The organism is Halobellus rarus, from assembly GCF_024494595.1.
GTDB lineage: Archaea > Halobacteriota > Halobacteria > Halobacteriales > Haloferacaceae > Haloquadratum > Haloquadratum rarum.
Genome location: NZ_JANHDI010000012.1, coordinates 97,433 through 118,428, shown reverse-complemented (window position 1 = coordinate 118,428; position 20,996 = coordinate 97,433). Strand labels below are relative to the sequence as shown.

The window sequence follows — 20,996 nt, the reverse complement described above, 5'->3', positions numbered from 1 at the left end:
TCGGATCGCTGGATGTCCTCGTATGGGAGCCCCTCCACCCCGTCGAGGCCGACGCGAGTTCCTAGCCGCTCTCGGCGCTACGACGTCGACGACGCTTGTGGGTTGCCTGGAGGCGACGCCAACGCGCGGAACAGCCGACGACGGATCCGAAACGACCGGTGACGCGGACGAAACGGCGACTAGACATCCCCCGACCACCGACGCCCCGGCGGGTTCCGAAGCCGGATCACCCACCGCTGCGACGCCCTCGGACCCGCCGCGAGCGGGCCCCGACCCGTTCTACGTGGAGAACCACCGCCCCGAGGACTGTTGCGTGTCGCTGTCGGTGCGAAACGACGAGACCGGGGCGATGGTCCTCGACGGCGCGTACGCCGTCCCCGGTGCGAAGGGAATCGCCTTCGAGGCGGTCGGCGTCGTCGGCGAGACTTACGCCGTCGAGGTCGCGCTCGACAGCGGAGAACGGGTGAACGACGACTGGGAGGTCCGCGTCTGTCCGCCCGAATTCCGCGGTGACGGGCTGAACCACGCGGGACTACTCCGAGTCGCCGACGACGTCAGGTTCGTGACCAACGAGTGTGACTTCGTCGTCGTCGACAGGCGGGAGACGTACGAGTGGGATCCGGAAGAATCGGGATGTGAGACGTAGGGTGAACAGCCGCGTTCTGCACGGCGTGAGCGGCGTTACCCGACGACTTTGAAGAAGAGCCACCGAGCCACGATCAGCGCGATCGCGCCGGTGAGGAACATCACGACGCCGAACGAGAGCTGAAACCCGCCGGGGAACAGCGACGATGCGCGGAGCGCGAACCCGACGATGGAGGCCGGTACCCACGCGCGAACCGCGAGCGGGATCGCCGCCTTGGCCGACTCGGCCGCGCCGGCGGAGTACGCGCCCACGAGCGGCGCGGCGACCGCCCAGCCGACGAGGAAGGGGACGAGCGTCAGCAACCATCCCACCGGGGCGGTCGTGAGGTAGTCGACGCCGTTGTGGTTGATGACGCCGATCGTGAGCACGGCGGCGAGCGCCAGCACGTCGACGACGGCGAGGGGCGCCGCCCCGGCGTCGATACGTCGAGCGAGGAACGATCCCTCCGAAGTTGACATACGCGACGATTCGGACGCTCCCTAATGGCTCTCTCGGAATCGATCGGCGCTCGGCGTGGCCCTCTCACCGACTTGGCGACCGCTCGATCAATCCGCCGATCGAACGGGTCTCGCGAGGATCACTCTCCCGCCGGGACGCGACCCACCACGACGTACTCGAACCCCTCGCGGACGATCCGCGCGTCGAAGCCGGCTGCCGTCAGCGACTCGCAGAGCTCCGCTGGCTCCCAGAACGTCGAATCGAAGCCGACCAGTCGCTCGGCCGCGACGAGCGCTCGACCGCGAAGCCCTCGCGGGTGGAACTCCTGGACGACGAGTACACCGCCGGGTCGGATGACCCGAGCGGCCTCAGAGAGCCCCGCGGCCGGATCGGAGAGGTGATGCAGCGCGTCGACGACGACCGCGGCGTCGACGGCGTCGTCCCCGATCGGGAGTCGCCCGGCGTCGCCCCGGACGACCTCGTGTCCCGCCGCGCGGGCGCGAGCGAGCATCCCGGCCGAGATGTCGACGACGACCGGATCGATCCCGGCGCGCTGGAGCCCACGCGAGGCGCGACCGGTTCCGCCGGCCAGATCCAGCACCCGTTCGATCGATCGGTCGGCGAACGCGAACCCGTCGCGAAGCGGGCCGACCCTCGCAGGCGGCATCGCGACGTCGTACAACCGGGCCAATCGGTCGAAGAACCGGACGTCGCCGGGGCCGAAACGGGAAGACATACCCCAAAGTTCGTCGCGGGCGACCATGGAACTGTCGCCGGACCGGGTCGGCTGTGGCACCGCTGGACTCTTGCGACCGTCCCTCGTAGACACTCCCAATGGAGTTCGTCGTGCTCGGGTGGCCGCCGGACGGGCCGACCCTTCGGTTGGACTACCGGAACTTCGCCTACGCCGGGAAGTTCGTGATGTCGAACACGGGGAAAGCGGTGGTCCGCGAGGCGGGCGACCGCGAGGCCGATCCGACGCTTGCCCAGCCTGAGGACGACAGCGACGCCGGAGACAACGACGCCGACGACTACGACGCCGGCATCCTCGCCGCACTCGCGTTCAACGCGGACCGGACCGACGACGCGACGCTGTGGTACCGCTACGTCACCGTTCACTCGGATGCGAAGGGCGAGGAACTCGGTCCGCGACTCGCCGCGTTCGTCGCGCCCCGCGCCGCCGAGCGCGGTTACGAACGACTCAGGATCGCCGTCAACAACCCCTTCGCCTACGAGGCGATGTACAAAGCCGGTTTCGAGTGGACCGGCGAGGAGACCGGGGTCGCAGAACTCGTGTTGGAACGGCGCGCGGACGGGACTCCGGCGACGGGACCCCGAGATGCGGACGCCGCGGTCTATCGGTCCGGCCTGGAGCGATTTCGGGAGCGTGACCTCGGCGAACCGGAGGCGTCGTTCCTCCGTAACCGGGTCGGTGTCGGTCCCCCCGACGTGTGCGATCCGGCCGAAACGTAGCGCCGGCCCGGTTCCGACGTACCCCGACCCGGTTCCGACGTACCCCGACCCGGCTCCGACGTACCTCCAATCCCGAGGGTTAAATCGACGGCCGACCGAACGCACACCGATGGGAAACGCAGATCTACGGAGCCTGGCGGTGCTCTCGGACGTCTCCTTCGAGGAGGTGGCCGGCAGCGTCGTCGCCGTCGACGCGCACAACTGGCTGTACCGCTATCTGACGACGACGGTCAAGTTCACCCGCGAGGAGGCGTACACGACCGCGGCGGGGGAGGAAGTGGCGAACCTGATCGGCCTCGTTCAGGGGCTGCCGAAGTTCTTCGAGCACGACCTCGTTCCGGTGTTCGTCTTCGACGGCGGCGTCACGGAGCTGAAAGACGACGAGGTGGCCGAGCGACGCGAAGCGAGAGAGGAGGCCGAAGAACGGAGAAAGGAGGCCGAAGAGCGCGGCGACGCCGTCGCCGCCGCTCGCCTGGAGGCCCGGACTCAGCGGCTGACCGACGTCATTCACGAGACGACCCGAGAACTGCTCGAACTGCTCGACGTCCCGGTCGTCGAGGCCCCCGCGGAGGGGGAAGCGCAGGCGTCGCATATGGCGCTCCGCGGCGACGTCGAGTACGTCGGCAGCGAGGACTACGACACGCTGCTTTTCGGCGCGCCCTACACGCTCAGACAGCTGACCTCGAAGGGCGATCCCGAACTGATGGACCTCGAGGCGACGCTGGCCGAGCACGACATCACCCGCGAGCAGCTCGTCGACGTGGCGATCCTCTGCGGCACCGATTTCAACGAGGGGCTCTCCGGCGTCGGTCCGAAGACCGCGCTGTCGGCGGTCCGCGAACACGGGGACCTCTGGGCCGTCCTCGACGCACGCGGGGCGTACATCGAGCACGCCGACCGGGTGAGAGAGCTCTTCTTGGATCCGCCCGTGACCGACGACTACGCGTTCGACGCGGACATCTCGCCGGACATCGACGCCGCGAGGGCGTACGTCGTCGACGAGTGGGAGGTCGACGCCGACGAGGTCGCCCGCGGGTTCGAGCGCATCGAGTCCTCGCTGGTGCAGACCGGCCTCGACGAGTGGACCTGATCCGCCCCGTCGAGGGCTCGCAGTCCAATCGGGTGTCCGCCCGACTGACGACCGAAGCGACAGTGCGATAACTCAAACGCGCATTCGACCTTTCCCAACCAGTTTAGTGTGTTCCTCCGTATTCGGAACAAATGCGTCGCCGCCGTTTCCTCTCCTCGGCCGCCCTCGCGATCGGCTGTTTGAGCGGCTGCGTCTCGTTGCCGTCGACCGACGCGTCGACGACGCAGACGCCCGAGCCGCTTCCCACCACCGGCGACGGCGGACTCACCGAGTTCGATGCCGGCGAGCCCTTCGACAGTCGCCGCGTCGGCGAGCCCGCCGACGCGGCCCACCACCGCGCGGTGGTCTGGAACGACGACGCCGATACTCGGGAAATCGGCGTGCGCTTCCGGCAGTTGGGGACCGACGAGACACCGCTTGACCTAGCGCCGACGTTCCCGGCGTACGGATCGCTCCGCGTGGACGTGTACCGTCGTTCCGATTACGTGCTCTGCGTCGACCCACCCGAGGGGACGGAGCGCAAACTGGGCGTCCGGCGGGACTTCGTCGACTGCAACGACTCCGCGACCCACATCGCCGTCCGACCGGACGGCAGCGTCAGAGCCCGCGTCATCTCGACGGCCCTCGCGTGCGACGTCGTATCGCAGACGCCGGACGAAGACACCCCGACGCTCCCGGAGGGAACGCCTTCTTCGTCGGCGGATCGAGCGCCGAACGCGACTCTCGAATGATCGATTCGGCGTCTGATCGAGTGCCGAGCGAACAGCGCCGTCCCGTCCAGACACCGAGTCGGTCTGCGCGGTAGCTTTTTGTCCCGTCGCGGTCCCTCGTTCGGTATGTCCGTTCTCGGGATGGGTCGCTCTCGGCTCGCGTGGTGGGCGGTCGGCCTCGCGCTCGGAGCGGCGCTCTCGTACGTCGTCTACTCGTTCGTCGGGACCTTCGTCTTCGGGCTCTTCCTCTACTACTCGACGCGGCCGATCTACCGCCGGATCAAGACGCGGATCTATCCGCCCAGTCTCGCCGCGGCGGTCTCGCTGTTCCTGTTGGCGCTCCCCGCGCTCGCGCTCGTCGCCTACACGGGTGCGGTCGCGATCAGCGAACTGGTCCGGCTGACCAACGAGGGGCTGTTCGACCTCTCACAGTACCCGATCTCCGAGGAGCAACTCGCCAGCCTGACCGACTTCGAGGGGCTCCTCGCCCTCGATCCGTCGGCGATGACGGTCGAACAGATACAACAGGTGCTCTCGTCGCTGGGATCCGCGAGCGAAGTCCTCGCCTTCGTCGGAATCGGACTCGTCCACCTGTTCGCGATGATCGCCCTGGCGTTCTACCTGCTCCGAGACGATCGAAAGCTCTCGCGATGGGCCCGCGCTACCATCGCGGACGATAAGGGCGTGCTGGAACTGTTCCTCGGAGCCGTCGATCGCGACTTCACGAAGATCTTCTTCGGGAACATTCTCAACGCGGTCCTCACCGGAACGATCGGCGTCATCGCGTATTCGCTGTTGAACGTCATCGCGCCGCCCGGCGTCGCGATCCCCGCCGCGGCGCTCGTCGGACTCTTCGCGGGCATCGCGAGTCTGATTCCGGTCGTCGGGATGAAGCTCGTCTACGTCCCCGTTGCCCTCTACCTCGGCGTCACCTCCTACTTCGTGGACCCGACGACGCTGTGGTTCACGGCGGTCTTCGCCGCCGTATCGTTCGTCGTCGTCGACACCATCCCGGACCTCGTGCTCAGGCCGTACATCTCCGGGCGCAACCTCCACGTCGGGGCGGTGATGATCGCGTACACGCTCGGACCGCTGCTCTTCGGCTGGTACGGGATCTTCTTAGGCCCGATTATACTCGTGCTCGTGGTGAACTTCGCGCGGCACGTGCTCCCGGTGTTGATCGAGCGGAGGTCGCTCGTCCCGTTCGCGGTCGATCCCGGCGTGGACACCTCCGCGAACCACATCGGAGCCGATCCGCCCGGGTCGGGCGTCGTCGCCGACGGAGCGGACTCGGGAGTAGACGACGCTGAACGGGTATCGAAGCGAGACGGAAAATCGGCGACAGAGGGTGGATCACCGAGTAGCGGCACCGAAACGGACGGCGGAACGCAGAGCCGGACGGCCGCTAGTGGGTTCGAGTTCGGTGCCGACCTCTCCGAACGCTCCTAGGTTTCCGTCTCGATCAGTCGTCGATGCCGTCGAAGGAGACGTTGATGTACGTGCTCTCCCAGTCCTTCCGCGCGGCGATCTCGCGGCGGCCGCGGCGGGTGAGCGTGTAGTAGTTCGTTCGGCGGTCGCGCTGTCCCTTGTCGACGAGTCCCTTCTCCACCAGCGTGTCCAGGTTCGGGTAGAGCCGGCCGTGGTGGATCTCCTTCTCGTAGTACTCTTCGAGTTCCTCTTTGATGGCGAGTCCGTGCGGTTCGTCGAGACCGGCAATCACGTACAGCAAGTCGCGCTGGAATCCTGTCAGGTCGTACATCTGCTTATTCTACTCGTACATTAGTGTTCTCCAAAATAAACATGTCGACCTCTGTTGTGGCTTGAGTACCCGTTGCTGCGGTGAGCGGCGATAGGCCGTCGATGAAGGATCGACATACATATCTATCATCTTACGTCTCCGCAGTCAGTATGCGAATATGTCTATTCAAATACAGAATCTCGATTGTCGGGCCGTCTGATAGACCCGCAAAACGGCCAACTGGCGTCGCCGACGCCTCAGCCCGATCGGCAGTACGGACGGACACGCTCTCGGGGTCGTCGTGTCACTCTCGGGTTCGTCAGTACGCGAAAAGGAAGCAAGCCGCGTGAAAAACGCGGATGCTTGCCGCCCTGAATTGGTCCCCGCTGACGCTTCGGCCCTCCAAAGCGAAGCGTCACTTGCCTCTTACCGACTGCTGTACATAAATATATCGGCTGCGACGAAGATTCCGACGCCCTGTTCCGACGGACGTCCGTCGCGACGCGCTTTTCTCTCTCGGTGGATAGATGAGAGTATGCGCATCCGTGGTCGTCGCCGTTGCAAGGACTGCGGGCGGGAGTGGTCGTACTTCGAGACGGGAGCCGTCTCCTGTCCGGATTGCGAGAGTCTGCGGAGCGTCGGCGTCGGTGACCGGGAGCGACACACCGACAGCGCCGTGGGACTGGACCTCTCCGCACACCGCGCCGCGCTCGGCGAAGACGCCGACATCGGGGACGTCGCCGACGAGTTGAAAACGACGCTTCGGGACTACGTTCGACAGCGTGGCTTCGTGCACAGCGGGGACCTCCTGACGGTCGACGACACGGTCCTCGCGGCCGCGGAACTACTTCACGCCGTGGACGTCTTCGATCGAACGCGCGATCCCGACGAGGCCACGCGTCTGTACGTCTTGGAGTTGCTCCGCGGCGCCGACAACGGCGAGCGCCCGCCCCCGTCGTCGGTCCCCGACTCGATGACCGCCGCACGAGGTCTGGCGTACGCGTCGGTGCTCTCGGAGTTCTGTTCGGACCTCGGGACGTGGCTCGACGACAACCCCGATCCGGCCGCCGGGCGGGCGCGCGAAACGATCGACACGCACGTCAGACGCATCGATGCGGTGCACGGGGACGTGCCGACCGGGGAATCCGAAGCGCTCGTCAGGGCGGCGCGAGACCTCGTCACGTACCTGACCGAGGGAGACGAGGCCGCCCTCTCGCAGGCGCGCGATCGACTCTCGCGGCTCGGGTAACGATCTGGAACCCCGGCCCGGCTGGACCCGCGACTCGACGACAACCACTTTGCCGACCGACGCCCGACGTGTTCGTCGATGGGCGATCAGTTCGATCAACACGCCGTTCGACACCGGATGAAACTCCTCCGGTCCGACGGGGACGTGACGCTGTACGAGAACCGCGACGAGGTCGAATGTCCCGCCTGCGGGGACCCGTTCTCGCGGATTCTGCTCACCGAGCGCAGAGGCCACTCCTTCGATCTCGCCGACGTCGTCCGGCTCTGTGTCTCTCGCGAAGACGACCGTCTCGTGGTGTGTACACACGAGGATTGATGCACCGATTTTTGCTCGCCGGACGGGTAGAAAACCCCGCGGGCGACCCGAGCCTTTGTATGCGATGGCGGGACCACACCCCGCGTGATCTGAAACCGGGCCGCGACGGTCACGGCGGGTGTGCGGCGCGCCGTCGCGGCGACTCGCAGATGCGCCGCCTGTTCGCCCCCTGTCGTCGGCGGCACCGTCGCCTCGCCGGGACCGTCGAAGCCGCGCTCACCCCTTGATGTTGCAGACGGGAAACGTCCGGGCGACCTTGTCGCCGATCCCCAGTTCGTCGGAGACGCGGACCACCTCGTCGACGCTCTTGTAGACGCCCGGGGCCTCCTCGGCGACCGTCGCGCCGGATTGAGCCTTCACGTATATTTTCTCCTGATCGCGGAGCTCCTCCTGGACGGTCTCGCCCCAGTACTCGTTCTTCGCCTGCGTCCGACTCATCGTTCGGCCGGCACCGTGCGCTGTCGAGCCGAAGGACACCGCCATCGACTCCTCGCCGCCGCGGAGGACGTACGAGCCCGCCCCCATACTGCCGGGGATGATGATCGGCTGTCCCACGTCGCGGTAGGCGGCCGGCAGCTCCGGGCGGCCGGCGGGGAACGCCCGCGTCGCGCCCTTCCGGTGGACGTAGAGCTCCCGCTCCGTCCGATCCACCGCGTCGTCGGGTGCGGCCGGTCGCCCCTCGGCGTCGACGCCGACCTCGTGGACCTCCTTCTTCCCGATGTTGTGTGCGACGTCGTAGAGCAACTCCATCTCCATCGACTCCCACTCTCGGTCGAAGACGCGCTCGAAGACGCGTCGGGTCCGGTGCATGATCAGCTGTCGGTTCACCCACGCGAAGTTGATCGCCGCGCACATCGCGCCGTAGTACTCCTCGGCCAACTCGGAGCCTGCTGGAGCGGCTGCCAGTTCCTTGTCCGGAAGCTCCGCGAGGAGGTCGCCGTGCTCCTGTTCGATCCGTCGGAGGTAGTCGGTGCAGATCTGGTGACCGAGCCCGCGGGAGCCGCAGTGGATCAGCACGACGATCTGATCGGCTTCGAGCCCGAACTCCGTCGCGACCTCCGGCCGGAAGATGTCGGTGACGCGCTGAACCTCCAGGAAGTGGTTCCCGGAGCCGAGGCTCCCGATCTGGTTCTTTCCGCGGTCCTTCGCCTTCTGAGACACCGCGTCGGGGTCGGCGTCGGGACGCATCCCCTCGTCTTCGCAGTGAGCGAGGTCGTCCTCGACGGCGTAGCCGTGTTCCAGCGCCCAGTCGACCCCGCGGTTCAGAATCGCTTCGAGCGTGCCGCGGTCGGCTTCGACGATTCCGCCGCCGCCGAGGCCGGACGGAACGTTGGCGAAGAGCGCGTCGACGAGTTCCTCCTCGTGCCCGACGACGTCGTCGTACGTCAGATTCGTCCGCATCATCCTGACGCCGCAGTTGATGTCGTAGCCGATCGCGCCGGGCGAGATACAGCCGGTCTCGACGTCCGTCGCGCCCACGCCGCCGACGGGGAACCCGTAGCCCTGGTGACCGTCGGGCATACAGATCGCCCGGTCTGCGATCCCTGGAAGGTGCGTCGCGTTCCGAAGTTGCTGGAGGGTCTTGTCGTCGCCGATCTGTTCGAGAAGCGCCTCGCTCGCGAGCACTCGTGCGGGGACGTTCATTCCGCCCTCGCGCGGGATCTCCCAGACGTGCTCGCGGATCCGTTCGAGGCGAATTCCGTTGTATTCGCGGACCTCGTGGTCGTCGTGATCGCTCATATCTCGATAGACGACGGCCCGCGAGGAAAGCGTTCCCTTCGTGAGTGTCTCCGAAGAGAGGCGAGGTGAACCGCGCTGCTACTCCTGGTAGGCGATCCGAACCTGCTCCCACTTGTTCTTCGACTCCAAGTGGGACTGAAGCGCGTCGGCGTACTCCTGGGTCAACCGTTCGGCCGCGGCGATTCGCTCTCGATCCGACCCGCCGCTCGTTCCGTTTCCGAGCCCCAGCGCGCCCTTGATCTGGTCGACGACGCCGCCCGACGATCCGCCGGACTGATCGCCTCCCGCGCCGCCCATCTGTGCCATCTGCGACTGGATGTTGTCCAGTTCCGGCATGATCTGCGGGAGCTTCTCGGTGTCGGCGACGATCCGCGCCTGCTCGGGGTCGTCGGCGTGCTCGATGTCCAACTCGGTCGCGGTCATGATGAGTCCCCACTCCTGGCTCGAGAACTCGGAGTTCTCGACCCGGTCTGTGAACTCCCGATCGACAGCCATCCGATCTCCGACGATGCTGTCGGTCCAGTCTGCCATACGCCTACGTAGGTCAGTCGCCGGTTTGAGCGTTTCCCTCAGAGCCCGCATCACTCGTCGAGGAACGCGTTTTTATCGACGGAGATCAGGGAGTACGTATGGATCGGTACGACCTCCTCTATTCCCTCTACGAGGAGTACGAGACGGACACGCTGCGGGATCTCCAGAACTTCGTCGACCTCTTTCCCCCCGTCGACTCCCGGGTCGCACTCGAGTATTGGGAGGACGCGAGCGACGAACTGGAGGGCCGAAAGCAGACGATCGCCCAGTCGTTCGCCGCGGGTGAAACGCTCGCCAACGTCGCCGCCCGCGCGACCCGCGAGCAGACGTTCACCGCCCTCGATCTCCACTCGAAGTACGACCGCTCGGTGAACGCGCTCGTGCTCGACGTCGACGAGACGCTGCGGTCTGCCGGCCAGACGGACAACGAGATCCCGCGGGAGACGCTCCACCTGCTGACGCAACTGCACGAGACGGGCATCCCGATCGTAATCTGCACGGGACAGACCCTCGAGAACGTGAAGGGATTCATGATCCAGGGACTCGGCACGGAGCTGGTTCACTCGGGATCGTTCAGCATCGTCTACGAAGCGGGAACGGGCGTGTTCACGCCCGGCCACGGGTCGGACACGAAGCGGCTCCTGTACGAGACGCTCGACGAGGAGATACAGGAGGTCTTCTCCGTGGTTCGCTCCCGCGTGCTCACCGCCGCGCCGGCGGAGCTCCGACGCTCGCTGCACCTCCAGGGCAACGAGTTCAACGTCACGCTCAAGCCGAACTTCGACGTCGGCAGCGACGCCGCCGCGGAGGTCATCGACGAGGGGCTGGTGTATCTCATCGATCTGCTCGGCCGCGCCGTCGCCGAGACCGTCGAGGGAGTCGGCGACGTGGGAATCGAGGTTCGGAGCGTCGACGGCGAGGAGGACGACCGACCCGAGGACTGGGCGCGGGCGTACTACGCCGAGGCCGACCCGGAGATCGCAGACGTCCTCGCCGACGAGGGCGAAACGCCGAACTGCGGGATTGACGCCGTCCCGGATCCGATCCGAGAGCGGTTCGACCGTATCGACGTGGGGTACTACCACGCCGACGCCGCGGAGATCGGGTCGTTGGACCTCGACAAGCCGACGGGCGTCGACGCGGCGCTGGACGTCTTGGGCATCGACGACCCCTTCGCATTGGTGATGGGCGACAGCAAGTCCGACCTCCGGGTGATGGAGTGGGCCCGCGACGCCGACGCCGGACTCGCGGCGGCACCGAGACACGCCTCGGAGTCGGTCCTCTCGCACGTGCGCTCGACCGACGAACTGGTGTACGAACCCGGCGACGCCGGGTCGATCCTCCGGACCGTGTCGGTGTTGAATCAGCTCGCAGAGTGGTAGCCTCGGCGTAGTGGACCCGACGACGTCTCCGCTTCCGCCCGCTACACGTCCGCGTCGTCGGGGATCGTTTCGGCCTCGTCGTCCGCGCTTTCGACCCCGAAGTAGCCGGGTTCGTCGCCGACCGGATCGTTGATCACCAGTTCGTCGGCGTGAACCATCAGCCAGGGGATCGTCCACGCGACGACCCGCTCTTCGGTGTCGGCGTCGAGCTCGACGTCGGAATCCAATCCCTGGAGCAGGCGCGCGATCTCCGGGACCGTGTACATCATCTCGGGGTCGAGAACCTCTCGGGGTTCATACAGCCGGTACGGGTAGAGCGTCTCGAACGCGTCCTTCGGCTCAGGCATACTCTCCCCTCGTCGACGGGACGGAAAAGTTCCGTCGGGTCCGTTCGGCCTTTGGCCTCACTTCCCCGACGCCTTCCCACTCGCTTCCGTCGCCGGCGCTGTGCGCCGGCTTCCAGCGGGACCTTCGGTCCCGCCCGGCTCACGTGACTCCCGTCGGGTCCGTTCGCTCTGCTCACTCTCCCGACGTAGTCACGTTCGCTGACGCTCACGTGACTCCCGTCGGGTCCGTCCGTGGCCGCCCGCATACGAGTGCTCCTCGACCCGACAGGCCAACCACCGACATCCGCTCGCTGCCAGTCAGTATATGTGTCCGCCCTCCCTGGATCGAGTATGCGAACTGTGGACGCCGCCGGACTGGACATCGGCGACGAACACCCCCCGCGGATTATGGGGGTCCTGAACGTCTCGAAGGAGTCGCCCTACGACCCGAGCGTCTTCGACGACCCCGGCGAGGCCGCCGGCTACGTCGATCGCGAACTCATCGATCAGGGTGCCGACATCGTCGACGTCGGGTTGGAATCGGCGAACAAGCGGTTGGATGTGCTCTCCGCCGAAGAGGAACTCGAACGACTCGACACGGCGGTCGAGACGCTCGAGAGCGTCTCCGGTGACGCCGTCTTCTCGATCGAGACGCGGTACCACGAGGTCGCAGAGGAGGCGCTCTCGCGGGGGTTCGATATGGTCAACGACATCTGTGGATTCGCCGACCCGGAGATGCCGCGCGTCTGTGAGGACCACGACGTCGCGGTCGCGAAGATGGCCTCGCCGCCGGATCTCACCCGGCCCGGCGCGGTCGAGTCCGTGGATTGGGCGGCCCGTAGCGACGCCGGACGGGAGCGGAGCCGTGGTTACGCGGACGACGTCTACGACGCCCTCGCGCTCAACGGCTTCACGGACAAGACGATCGTCGATCCGGCCTTCGGCGGGTGGTCCGAGGAGAAGACGCTCGGAGACGACAGAGAGACGTTCCGGCGGCTTCGGGAGTTCCGGGGGTTGGGGTATCCGATCCTGGTCTCGATAAACAGAAAGAACTTCCTCCGGGAGGTCACCGGCCGCTCGACCGAGGAGGCGCTGCCGGTCTCGCTGGCGGCGACGTCGATGGCGGTCGAACGGGGCGCGCACGTGATCCGGACCCACGACGTCGAAGAGACCAAGGACGCCGCGTACATCGGCCACGAGTTCGCCCGCTCGCGACTCCGCGGTCCGGGCGGCGGACGCGACGCCGGCGACGTCGCGGTCGAGGAACTCGACGTGACGACGACGCGGGAGGCAGAACGGCACCTCGACCGCATCGGTGCCGAGGGGTCGGCCGCGGTCGCCGGGGACGCCGTCGTCCGCGTGATCGAACTGTCCGGGCTCTCCGATCCGGCCGTCGGCGCGCTCTCGACCGCGGCGGTAGAGACCGGCGTGACTGCCGTCGCCGACGGGGCGACTGCGGAACCGGTCGCCTCGGCCGACGGGGGCGAACCTGCCACGGGCCGACGCGTTCTCCTCTTCGGGACGCCTCGGCGGATCTCGGCACTCGAAGACGCTGTCGACGACGACGGGGGCGACGCGCTGTCGGACGCGCTGGGGACGATCGCCGCGGCCGTCGGATGACCCAGGACTGACGTCGTGGACCCCCGCCTCGACGACCCGTGAGATGCGGCCGCATTCACCTCCCGATTCCGACGCAAAGTGACTTTCTTTGCTTCCGGTAACGGACGGATGCCTCGGTTTCGAGCGTCAGACACCGTGTACCCCCCTGTCAGACGCGATCGAACACGGGAAAGCTTATGACAGATCGATTGAAACCGGACAACTGGAAGCCGGGAGGGCACGCGGGTAGGGGTACTTGGTGCCATTCCGGCTCACGCCGTAACGACCGAGAGCGACAGCTATAGAAGCGGATGCAACCCAGTACTCACTCGATCGAACCACCGCGTACGACCGCGCGAGTGAGGCTCTCCGAACGCACTCTATGAACCTCGGAATCTCCGAACACGCTCTATGAACTTCGAACGCTGGAACCCGATCTACGAGTCGATCCTCGGAGACTTCGGCTACCCCAGAGACGGCGACGAGCGCGCTCGCGACGTCATCAGCGAATACGCGGAGCCGTTCGATTTCGAGCGCCTCGACTGCGCGGGCGACGCCGTCGCCGTCGTCGGGGCCGCGCCGTCGCTCTCCGCGGAGGTCGATCGCGTCGGCGACGCGGAGAAGATATTCGCGGCTTCGACGGCCGCGGACGTCGTCCGCGACGCCGGCCACGACGTCGACCTGATGGTGACGGACCTCGACAAGAACCCCGGGACGGCACTGGACCTGACTCGCGAGGGGACGCCGGTCGCGGCGCACGCCCACGGCGACAACGTCCCGCTGATCGAAGCGTGGGTCCCGCGGCTCGAACCGGCGCACGTGCTCGCGACGACGCAGGCCGAACCCGTCGACGCGGTCTACAACTTCGGCGGCTTCACCGACGGCGACCGGGCGGCGTTCCTCGCCGACGCGCTCGGTGCCGAGGAGCTCCGCTTCGTCGGTTGGGACTTCGACGATCCGACCGTCGACGGGGCGAAGGCGAAGAAGCTCCGGTGGGCCGAGCGACTGCTCCACTACCTCGAACGGCGGCGCGAGGAGCGGTTTTCGGTTCTGGACGGCCGCCGCGATTCGATCGAGCCGATTCCGCTGAGCTGACCGCGGGTGATCCGCCGAGGAGCTCGCGGCCGACACTGTGACTGCGGACGACGCGGTGACTGCGGCCGACACGTTGACAGCGTGGGCGTTCTTCCCCCTGGTATGCAGATCCACTGGCACCGGAGGGACCTCCGGGCAGCGGACAACCGGGCGCTCGCGGTGGCGGCGGGTGCGGCGGATCCGGACGGATCCGGGACGCGCGATGCAGAGCGGAGCGCCGAGGCGACTCCCGTCGAGGATTTCGGCCCCGTCGTCCCCCTCTTCGTCTTCGACGACGCCGTCCTCGAACACGCCGGCGACGCCCGCGTGCGCTACCTCCTCGACGCGCTCGCGGAACTGCGCGCGTGGTACCGCGAGCGCGGGTCAGACCTCGTCGTCGCGCGCGGCGACCCCGTCGAAGTGCTCCCGGGTCTGGCCGAGGAGTACGACGCGGAGCGGGTCGTCTGGAACAAGGACTACTCCGGACTCGCCCGCGAGCGCGACGCCGAGGTGCGTCGCGCACTCAACGGGGCCGACGTCGACCGGGCCTCGTTCCACGACGCGATCTTTCACGAGCCGGGGTCGATCACGACGAACGAGGGGGAGCATTACTCCGTTTACACCTACTTTTGGAAGAAGTGGCGCGACCGCGAGAAGCCCGATCCGATCCCGGCACCCGACCGCGACGCGCTCGCGGCCGTCGACGACGACGACCTGCCGACCATCGCGGAACTGGGGTTCGAAGAGCCCGACGCCGATGTCCAGCCGGCGGGAACGGCGGCGGCCCGCGAGCGACTCGCTGACTTCTGTGCGGACGGCATTTATCGCTACGACGAGGATCGGGACTATCCGACTCGCGACGGCGTCTCCCGCCTCTCGACGGACCTGAAGTTCGGCACGATCGGGATCCGTGAGGTCTACGCGGCGACCGCCGAAGCGCGGGAACGCGCTGACGAGGCGGAGACCGAGTCGGTCGAGGAGTTCCAGTCGCAACTCGCCTGGCGCGAGTTCTACGCGCACGTGCTCTTTTTCAACCCCGAGGTCGTCACCGAGAACTTCCGGGAGTACGAGAACGACATCGAATGGCGGAACGACCCCGACGAGTTGCGGGCGTGGAAGGACGGCGAGACCGGCTACCCGATCGTCGACGCGGGGATGCGGCAGTTGAAAGCGGAAGCGTATATGCACAACCGCGTCCGGATGATCGTCGCTTCCTTTCTCACGAAAGACCTCCAGATCGACTGGCGGGAGGGATACGACCACTTCAGGGAGTATCTGACCGATCACGACACCGCCAACGACAACGGCGGCTGGCAGTGGGCGGCCTCGACGGGGACGGACGCGCAGCCGTACTTCCGCATCTTCAATCCGATGACGCAGGGCGAACGGTACGACCCCGACGCGGAGTACATCAAGACGTACGTGCCGGAACTCCGCGACGTGGATCCCGAACTGATCCACGAGTGGCACGAACTGTCGCCGACGCAGCGAGCACGCACTGCCGGTGACTACCCCGAACCGATCGTCGATCACGGCGAACGGAGGGAGGCGGCGCTCGCGATGTTCGAGGCCGCCCGCGGCGAGGAGTGATAGCGGTCAGGACAGTCGAGATCACCTCGACCGGAAAGTAACCGATCGCGGTTACGTCCCTGCCCGGACGTACCGTGTTACCATACCCCCCTTAACGTTTAACAGGAATCCGTACGTGTAATGGATTGGAGGTTCAAAATATGAGCTACGAACTCGATCCCCTTCCGTACGATTACGACGCCCTCGAACCGCACATCTCCGAACAGGTCCTGACGTGGCATCACGACACCCACCACCAGGGCTACGTCAACGGTTGGAACGCGGCCGAGGAGACGCTCGAAGCGAACCGCGAGGCGGGCGACTTCTCCTCGTCTGCCGGCGCGATCCGGAACGTGACCCACAACGGCAGCGGTCACATTCTTCACGATCTCTTCTGGAACTCGATGTCCCCCGAGGGCGGCGACGAGCCGACCGGCGCGCTCGCCGACCGCATCGAGGCGGACTTCGGCTCCTACGAGGCCTGGAAGGGCGAGTTCGAGGCCGCAGCGTCCGCTGCCGGCGGCTGGGCGCTTCTCGTCTACGACTCGTTCTCGAACCAGCTGCGCAACGTGGTCGTCGACAAGCACGACCAGGGCGCGCTCTGGGGCAGCCATCCGGTGCTCGCGCTGGACGTCTGGGAGCACTCGTACTACCACGACTACGGTCCGGCCCGCGGCGACTTCGTCGAGAACTTCTTCGAGGTCGTCGACTGGGAGGAACCCAGCGCCCGCTACGAGCAGGCTGTCGAACTCTTCGAGTAAGCGACGAGACGCGACGACGCGCGTCGTTCACCCCGATATTTTTTTGGCGGCTGTGCCCCGGAGCCGTAGCTGAAATCCTGATCTGAGTCTTGGGTATGCTTATGCGCCCTGGCGGACAGGTGTGGGGTATGGCCCTCCAACTCGGCCGGACGTTTAGCGACGGCATCAGACGGGTCCTCACCCGAACCGGCGGCGCGCTGTTCGTGGCGCTGCTCGCCATCCAATTTCTCGTTCAGACGTCGATCAACACGGTGGTGCTTGGGTTCGTCCCGCCCGAAGCGTCTGAGCAACTGCAGGGAATGCTCGGACTGACGCTCCCCGTTTCGGGGACGGTCGGCGCGGTCCTCTTCTTGGTCGCGTTCGTCCTCAGCTCCGTGTACTTCGTCGGGCTGTCCCGAGCGCTCACCCGACCGATGGACGAACTTTCGACCGTTCCGGCGGAACTGTTCACCCGACGTATCGGACGCGCGACCCTCTCGATGATCGTCGGTGGCATCGTCGTCGGGATCTCCGTCTCGATCGGGTTGGCTATGCTTTTCCTCCCCGGCATCTTCCTCGCCACCTGCTTCCTCTTTTTCATCTTCGAGGTCGGCGTCGAGGACCGCGGCGTCGTCGGCGCGCTCAAGCACAGTTGGAATCTCTCCCGCGGGAACCGACTGAAACTCGCCGTCGTCGTGATCCTCGCCGGCGTCATCGGCGGGGTCGTCGGCGCCGTGGGGGCCCTGTTCGACTTGGCGAGCTCTCCGGTTGTCGCGGAACTGGTCACCAACACGCTCAGTAGCCTGCTCTTCGTCGTCCTCTACGGGATTATGGCCGCGGCGTATCTACAGGTCCGAAACGACGCCGACGACGGGTTCTCCGGCTCCGAAACAGCCGGTACCGCGGGAAGCGGTGTCGGTACCGAGGGACTGTAGCGGTCTTCGCATCGCTATTTTCGACCGCCGCCCCTCCACACGTCGGACGACCCAACGGTCGTGGTACCGCGACCCTCACAAGCCTTATCCCCGAACGGGATTTACGTTTGTTTGCAATGGCAAACGGTAAGGTTGATTTCTTCAACGACACTGGCGGCTACGGTTTCATTTCGACTGACGACTCTGACGACGACGTGTTCTTCCACATGGAAGACGTTGGCGGTCCGGACCTCGAGGAGGGGCAGGACGTCGACTTCGAGATCGAATCGTCCCCCAAGGGACCGCGCGCGACGAACCTCGTCCGCAACTAACACCGACTTCGGCCGCCTCACGGCGGCGGTAGACGGAACATAATTTTCCCGAGTTTACTCGGGTGATTTCTACACCGAGGACCCGTGGGTCTCCGGCTGGCCTCTCCCTCGAATGTGAATGTCAACGGTCGTCCGAAAGGCTCAGTTTCCAGGCTGGCGTTCCATATCCCGTGACGGCCGAGCGCAACACTGACGACAGTGGCGACGACCGCCCGGATCGACGGGAGCGCGAAACTCGAACCGGCGTGTTCGTCGTCTCGACGGACGCCGAACGCCGGGACGCCTTCGCGATCCGGCGGGACGTCTTCGTCGACGAACAGGGCGTCGACGAGGCGATCGAGTGGGACGAACACGACGAACCCGGAGCGGATGCAACGCACTTCGTCGCCTACGACGACGGCGATATCGTCGGCGCGGCGCGGTTCCGGGCGGTCGGGAGCGAGGGCGACCACGGACCGCCCGTGGCGAACCACGCGACCGGCAAAGTCGAACGCGTCGTCGTCGCCGCCGACAGGCGCGGCGAGGGGTGGGGTCGCCGCGTGATGGACGCCGTGGAGTCTCACGCCCGCGAGGTGGGATTCGATCGTCTCGCGCTCCACGCGCAGACTCCCGTTCGCGAGTTCTACGAGCGACTCGGTTACGACGCCTCTGGCGGGGAGTTCGAGGAGGCGGGAATCCCGCACGTCAAGATGGAGAAACACCTGTAAAGAATCCGTTTCGTCGCCGGTTCGAATTCTGGCCGTCCCACGTCGGTAGGCAGCCTCCGGTGTCTTGAGGCGGTCCTCGCTGCGCGTCACAGGCCCCAGAAGAAAACGATGCCGACCGTGGTGACGACGGTCAGGATGACTTGCAGGGGAGCCCCGACGCGCGCGAAGTCCGTGAACTTGTACCCGCCCGGCCCGTACACCATCAGATTCGTCTGGTACCCGACCGGACTGAGAAGCGGTGTACTCGCGGCGAACGTCACTGCGAGCGCGAACGCGAAGGCGTTGACGCCGAGCTGACCCGCGACTTCGACCGCGATCGGCAGCATCAACACGACGCTGGCGTTGTTGCTCACCATCTCCGTGATGATGGCGGTACCGAGATAAAACGTCGCGAGCAACGCGACCGGTGGGAGGACGGCACTCCCGGCGACGATACTCGTCGCGATCAGGTCCGCCGTTCCGGAGGCCTCGAAGGCGACGCCGAGGGGGATAATCCCGGCGAGTAGAAAGATGACGTTCCAGTCGATCGCCTCGTAGGCCTCCGCGGGGCGGAGAATACCCGAAAAGAACATCGCCACGACGCCGGTGAGGGCGCTGACCATAATCGGGAGGTACTCGAGTGCGGCCAGCCCGACTACACCGGCGACGATGCCCAGCGCGACCGGGATCTGCGTCCGGTCGAACTCCTCCCAGAGCCCGTCGCTGGAGACGACGATGTGAGTGTCGGCACGCAGCCGATCGAGGACGTCGTCGCTGGTCTGCACGAGCAACACGTCGCCGGCCTGTAGGCTCACGTCTCGGAGGCGCTGTCGGATCACCTCGTTCCCCCGCCGGATCGCGAGCACGGTCACGTCGTACTCCCGTTCGAATCGGGCGGTTCCCCCTCGCCTATCCGACCACGGGCCCGGGAGCAAGACGACTTCCGAGAGCGACGTTTCTTCTCCCGTATCCTTCGGTTCCTCCCCGCCCTCGCCGTCCCTCGGTTCCTCCCCGCCCTCGCCGTCCCTCGGTTCCTCCCCGCTCTCGCCGTCCGTGTCCGGCGTGCGTGTCGCGGCCGGCCGGTTCCAGGCGTGGCGCTCCGGCGCGTACCCCCCCGGAATCGATTCCTCTCCGCCTTCGACGGCGTCGACGAGTTCCGGCAGCAGTTCGAGGTGCTCGTCCTCGATGACCTGTTCGAGTGCCTCTTGGCTCGCCCTGACAGAGAGGATATCGCCGGCGCGGATCCGCTCGCTCGAGAGACCGCGGACGATGGTGCGACCGTTGCGCACGATCTGAAACACGTCCAGATCGAGTTCTCCGTACCGCAGCTCCCGGATTTGGGAGCCGACTATTTCGGCGTCCTCCCGGACGACGACGTCGGTCAGATAGTCTGCCATCCCGAACTGGTCGGTGGCAGTCCCCTCGGCGGCGATCCGCGCGGGTGTCAGGTAGCGACCGACGGTCAGGAGGTAGACGATCCCGACAGCCAGTACGACGACTCCGAGTTGGGTGAACTCGAACAGGGAGAACGGCTCCGCCGTCGGGCCGCCGACTTGCGCCCAGACTTCGCTCGCGAGCAGGTTCGTCGACGTGCCGATGACGGTGAGCGTGCCGCCCAGCATCGAGGCGAACGAGAGGGGGATGAGCAGCTTCGACGGCGAGGTTCCGGTCTTTCGAGCGAGGTTCGTCACGGCGGGGATCAACATCGCGACGATGGGCGTGTTGTTGACGAAGCCGGCGGTGGGCCCGGAGAGGCCGACGATCGCGAGGAGCTGTCGGGATTCGCTGTCTCCCGCGAACGCCTCTATCTTCCGTGTGAGTATCTGGATGACGCCGGTCTGTCGGACGCCCTCGCTGAGGACGAACATCGCCAGCACCGTGAGCGTCGCCGGGTTCGAGAACCCCGAAACCCCCTCCTGCGGGGAGACGCCGGTCCACGGCTCGAGGAGGATGAGCGTGACCATCAGGGCGATCGCCGTGGTGTCGATCGAGACCGGCTGCAGAACGAACAACACGAGCGCAGCGGCGACCACCGCGAGAACGACGAGCACGTCGACGGAGACGGGTAACTGCACCGGGATCTGCTGGAGGAGCGCGGACGTCAACAGTGAGGACACGTCCCCGACGTTCGTCACCAAGGTGAATGAGGGGAACTTACGGTAGCATCCACATAGTGTTACGGTTGAGAGCATACTCCGGTTCGGATCGGCTTTCACGTCTTCGAGCGTCCACCGTCGGTTCGATCACGACGATGCTGGAGACTGCAGCACGAGAGTCACTGCCCGCCGAGACGTCGCTCGACGCTGGGGTTTATATCCTATCGAGCGGCCAAGCGGGCTGTGAGCTGATAGTCGCCCCGCGCCGCTCTGCGCTTGTTCGGCACGCCGGCGCGGGACTGGACGGTGAAGACGCCGGGGGCGCGACTACTGTCGCCGCCTCGTCGG

Annotated in this window: 23 protein-coding genes; 16 read left to right on the top strand and 7 right to left on the bottom strand. The window is 66.3% G+C overall.

Translation table 11 applies throughout. The features are described 5' to 3' along the window. Positions 1–22: 22 nt before the first annotated feature. On the top strand, positions 23–646 hold the full coding sequence (locus NO876_RS14590; protein ID WP_256422396.1) for a hypothetical protein: 624 nt from the start codon (positions 23–25) through the stop codon (positions 644–646). Between the two features lie 35 nt (positions 647–681). Here the strand turns inward: NO876_RS14590 and NO876_RS14585 are convergent, their stop codons facing one another. Both NO876_RS14585 and NO876_RS14580 read right to left on the bottom strand, forming a co-directional pair. Continuing rightward, the gene (locus tag NO876_RS14585; RefSeq protein ID WP_256422395.1) at positions 682–1,104 is read right to left on the bottom strand and encodes a DUF3054 domain-containing protein; all 423 of its coding nucleotides are present in this window, start codon (positions 1,102–1,104) and stop codon (positions 682–684) included. Between the two features lie 119 nt (positions 1,105–1,223). Continuing rightward, positions 1,224–1,820, bottom strand: coding sequence for a class I SAM-dependent methyltransferase (locus tag NO876_RS14580; protein WP_256422394.1), 597 nt, complete (start codon positions 1,818–1,820; stop codon positions 1,224–1,226). A gap of 98 nt (positions 1,821–1,918) precedes the next feature. On the opposite strand from NO876_RS14580, the gene NO876_RS14575 reads away from it, so the two are divergent. From NO876_RS14575 to NO876_RS14560, 4 genes are all read left to right on the top strand, one after another. Continuing rightward, positions 1,919–2,557: a GNAT family N-acetyltransferase gene (locus tag NO876_RS14575; protein WP_256422393.1), complete on the top strand. Its 639-nt coding sequence runs from the start codon at positions 1,919–1,921 to the stop codon at positions 2,555–2,557. Between the two features lie 109 nt (positions 2,558–2,666). Continuing rightward, positions 2,667–3,647, top strand: coding sequence for a flap endonuclease-1 (fen, locus tag NO876_RS14570; protein WP_256422392.1), 981 nt, complete (start codon positions 2,667–2,669; stop codon positions 3,645–3,647). A 131-nt stretch (positions 3,648–3,778) separates the two neighbouring features. After that, the gene (locus NO876_RS14565; RefSeq protein ID WP_256422391.1) at positions 3,779–4,378 is read left to right on the top strand and encodes a hypothetical protein; all 600 of its coding nucleotides are present in this window, start codon (positions 3,779–3,781) and stop codon (positions 4,376–4,378) included. Between the two features lie 105 nt (positions 4,379–4,483). After that, positions 4,484–5,806 (top strand): AI-2E family transporter, encoded by a 1,323-nt coding sequence (locus NO876_RS14560; RefSeq protein WP_256422390.1) that lies wholly within the window; start codon positions 4,484–4,486, stop codon positions 5,804–5,806. A 13-nt stretch (positions 5,807–5,819) separates the two neighbouring features. Here NO876_RS14560 and NO876_RS14555 read toward each other — a convergent pair whose 3' ends face one another. Next, positions 5,820–6,116, bottom strand: a complete 297-nt coding sequence (locus NO876_RS14555) for a PadR family transcriptional regulator (protein ID WP_103992076.1) — start codon at positions 6,114–6,116, stop codon at positions 5,820–5,822. A 514-nt stretch (positions 6,117–6,630) separates the two neighbouring features. Between NO876_RS14555 and NO876_RS14550 the strand changes: the two genes are divergently transcribed. The 3 genes from NO876_RS14550 to NO876_RS14540 all read left to right on the top strand — a co-directional run bounded on the left by NO876_RS14550 (position 6,631) and on the right by NO876_RS14540 (position 7,886). Beyond that, positions 6,631–7,344, top strand: coding sequence for a DUF7117 family protein (locus NO876_RS14550; RefSeq protein WP_256422389.1), 714 nt, complete (start codon positions 6,631–6,633; stop codon positions 7,342–7,344). Positions 7,345–7,422: 78 nt separating this feature from the next. After that, positions 7,423–7,659 (top strand): DUF7385 family protein, encoded by a 237-nt coding sequence (locus NO876_RS14545; protein WP_256422388.1) that lies wholly within the window; start codon positions 7,423–7,425, stop codon positions 7,657–7,659. Positions 7,660–7,718: 59 nt separating this feature from the next. Continuing rightward, positions 7,719–7,886 carry a hypothetical protein gene (locus NO876_RS14540; protein ID WP_256422387.1) on the top strand — a complete coding sequence of 56 codons (168 nt, stop codon included), beginning with the start codon at positions 7,719–7,721 and terminating at the stop codon, positions 7,884–7,886. On the opposite strand, the gene NO876_RS14535 is transcribed toward NO876_RS14540, so the two are convergent. Next, positions 7,876–9,399: an RtcB family protein gene (locus NO876_RS14535; protein WP_256422386.1), complete on the bottom strand. Its 1,524-nt coding sequence runs from the start codon at positions 9,397–9,399 to the stop codon at positions 7,876–7,878. The genes NO876_RS14540 and NO876_RS14535 overlap by 11 nt on opposite strands. Positions 9,400–9,477: 78 nt before the next feature. After that, entirely contained in the window at positions 9,478–9,930 is a 453-nt protein-coding gene (locus NO876_RS14530) for a DUF5799 family protein (RefSeq protein WP_256422385.1), read from the bottom strand. A 98-nt stretch (positions 9,931–10,028) separates the two neighbouring features. On the opposite strand from NO876_RS14530, the gene NO876_RS14525 reads away from it, so the two are divergent. Then, positions 10,029–11,312 (top strand): HAD hydrolase family protein, encoded by a 1,284-nt coding sequence (locus tag NO876_RS14525; RefSeq protein ID WP_256422384.1) that lies wholly within the window; start codon positions 10,029–10,031, stop codon positions 11,310–11,312. Between the two features lie 41 nt (positions 11,313–11,353). Here the strand turns inward: NO876_RS14525 and NO876_RS14520 are convergent, their stop codons facing one another. After that, positions 11,354–11,659, bottom strand: coding sequence for a DUF5827 family protein (locus NO876_RS14520; RefSeq protein ID WP_256422383.1), 306 nt, complete (start codon positions 11,657–11,659; stop codon positions 11,354–11,356). 330 nt (positions 11,660–11,989) lie between these two features. Here NO876_RS14520 and folP point away from each other — a divergent pair, with 330 nt between their 5' ends. The 7 genes from folP to NO876_RS14485 all read left to right on the top strand — a co-directional run bounded on the left by folP (position 11,990) and on the right by NO876_RS14485 (position 18,573). After that, on the top strand, positions 11,990–13,258 hold the full coding sequence (gene folP / locus NO876_RS14515) for a dihydropteroate synthase (protein WP_256422382.1): 1,269 nt from the start codon (positions 11,990–11,992) through the stop codon (positions 13,256–13,258). Positions 13,259–13,648: 390 nt separating this feature from the next. Then, a complete protein-coding gene (locus NO876_RS14510) occupies positions 13,649–14,332 on the top strand; it encodes a 6-hydroxymethylpterin diphosphokinase MptE-like protein (protein ID WP_256422381.1) in 684 nt (227 codons plus the stop codon). Between the two features lie 102 nt (positions 14,333–14,434). Next, a complete protein-coding gene (locus NO876_RS14505; RefSeq protein ID WP_256422380.1) occupies positions 14,435–15,901 on the top strand; it encodes a cryptochrome/photolyase family protein in 1,467 nt (488 codons plus the stop codon). Between the two features lie 140 nt (positions 15,902–16,041). Then, positions 16,042–16,641, top strand: coding sequence for a superoxide dismutase (gene sod / locus NO876_RS14500; protein WP_256422379.1), 600 nt, complete (start codon positions 16,042–16,044; stop codon positions 16,639–16,641). Between the two features lie 128 nt (positions 16,642–16,769). Beyond that, the gene (locus NO876_RS14495) at positions 16,770–17,555 is read left to right on the top strand and encodes a DUF7847 domain-containing protein (RefSeq protein ID WP_256422378.1); all 786 of its coding nucleotides are present in this window, start codon (positions 16,770–16,772) and stop codon (positions 17,553–17,555) included. 116 nt (positions 17,556–17,671) lie between these two features. Beyond that, complete coding sequence (locus tag NO876_RS14490; RefSeq protein WP_049984818.1) at positions 17,672–17,866, top strand: cold-shock protein; 195 nt, start codon at positions 17,672–17,674, stop codon at positions 17,864–17,866. A 245-nt stretch (positions 17,867–18,111) separates the two neighbouring features. Then, positions 18,112–18,573, top strand: coding sequence for a GNAT family N-acetyltransferase (locus tag NO876_RS14485; protein WP_256422452.1), 462 nt, complete (start codon positions 18,112–18,114; stop codon positions 18,571–18,573). An 86-nt stretch (positions 18,574–18,659) separates the two neighbouring features. On the opposite strand, the gene NO876_RS14480 is transcribed toward NO876_RS14485, so the two are convergent. Further along, positions 18,660–20,687, bottom strand: coding sequence for an SLC13 family permease (locus tag NO876_RS14480; protein ID WP_256422377.1), 2,028 nt, complete (start codon positions 20,685–20,687; stop codon positions 18,660–18,662). Positions 20,688–20,996 lie beyond the last annotated feature (309 nt).

Coding starts and splice junctions, on each gene's coding strand:
- NO876_RS14590 (WP_256422396.1), top strand. CDS start 23: ATGGGAGCCCCTCCACCCCGTCGAGGCCGACGCGAGTTCCTAGCCGCT.
- NO876_RS14585 (WP_256422395.1), bottom strand. CDS start 1,104: ATGTCAACTTCGGAGGGATCGTTCCTCGCTCGACGTATCGACGCCGGG.
- NO876_RS14580 (WP_256422394.1), bottom strand. CDS start 1,820: ATGTCTTCCCGTTTCGGCCCCGGCGACGTCCGGTTCTTCGACCGATTG.
- NO876_RS14575 (WP_256422393.1), top strand. CDS start 1,919: ATGGAGTTCGTCGTGCTCGGGTGGCCGCCGGACGGGCCGACCCTTCGG.
- fen (WP_256422392.1), top strand. CDS start 2,667: ATGGGAAACGCAGATCTACGGAGCCTGGCGGTGCTCTCGGACGTCTCC.
- NO876_RS14565 (WP_256422391.1), top strand. CDS start 3,779: ATGCGTCGCCGCCGTTTCCTCTCCTCGGCCGCCCTCGCGATCGGCTGT.
- NO876_RS14560 (WP_256422390.1), top strand. CDS start 4,484: ATGTCCGTTCTCGGGATGGGTCGCTCTCGGCTCGCGTGGTGGGCGGTC.
- NO876_RS14555 (WP_103992076.1), bottom strand. CDS start 6,116: ATGTACGACCTGACAGGATTCCAGCGCGACTTGCTGTACGTGATTGCC.
- NO876_RS14550 (WP_256422389.1), top strand. CDS start 6,631: ATGCGCATCCGTGGTCGTCGCCGTTGCAAGGACTGCGGGCGGGAGTGG.
- NO876_RS14545 (WP_256422388.1), top strand. CDS start 7,423: ATGGGCGATCAGTTCGATCAACACGCCGTTCGACACCGGATGAAACTC.
- NO876_RS14540 (WP_256422387.1), top strand. CDS start 7,719: ATGCGATGGCGGGACCACACCCCGCGTGATCTGAAACCGGGCCGCGAC.
- NO876_RS14535 (WP_256422386.1), bottom strand. CDS start 9,399: ATGAGCGATCACGACGACCACGAGGTCCGCGAATACAACGGAATTCGC.
- NO876_RS14530 (WP_256422385.1), bottom strand. CDS start 9,930: ATGGCAGACTGGACCGACAGCATCGTCGGAGATCGGATGGCTGTCGAT.
- NO876_RS14525 (WP_256422384.1), top strand. CDS start 10,029: ATGGATCGGTACGACCTCCTCTATTCCCTCTACGAGGAGTACGAGACG.
- NO876_RS14520 (WP_256422383.1), bottom strand. CDS start 11,659: ATGCCTGAGCCGAAGGACGCGTTCGAGACGCTCTACCCGTACCGGCTG.
- folP (WP_256422382.1), top strand. CDS start 11,990: ATGCGAACTGTGGACGCCGCCGGACTGGACATCGGCGACGAACACCCC.
- NO876_RS14510 (WP_256422381.1), top strand. CDS start 13,649: ATGAACTTCGAACGCTGGAACCCGATCTACGAGTCGATCCTCGGAGAC.
- NO876_RS14505 (WP_256422380.1), top strand. CDS start 14,435: ATGCAGATCCACTGGCACCGGAGGGACCTCCGGGCAGCGGACAACCGG.
- sod (WP_256422379.1), top strand. CDS start 16,042: ATGAGCTACGAACTCGATCCCCTTCCGTACGATTACGACGCCCTCGAA.
- NO876_RS14495 (WP_256422378.1), top strand. CDS start 16,770: ATGGCCCTCCAACTCGGCCGGACGTTTAGCGACGGCATCAGACGGGTC.
- NO876_RS14490 (WP_049984818.1), top strand. CDS start 17,672: ATGGCAAACGGTAAGGTTGATTTCTTCAACGACACTGGCGGCTACGGT.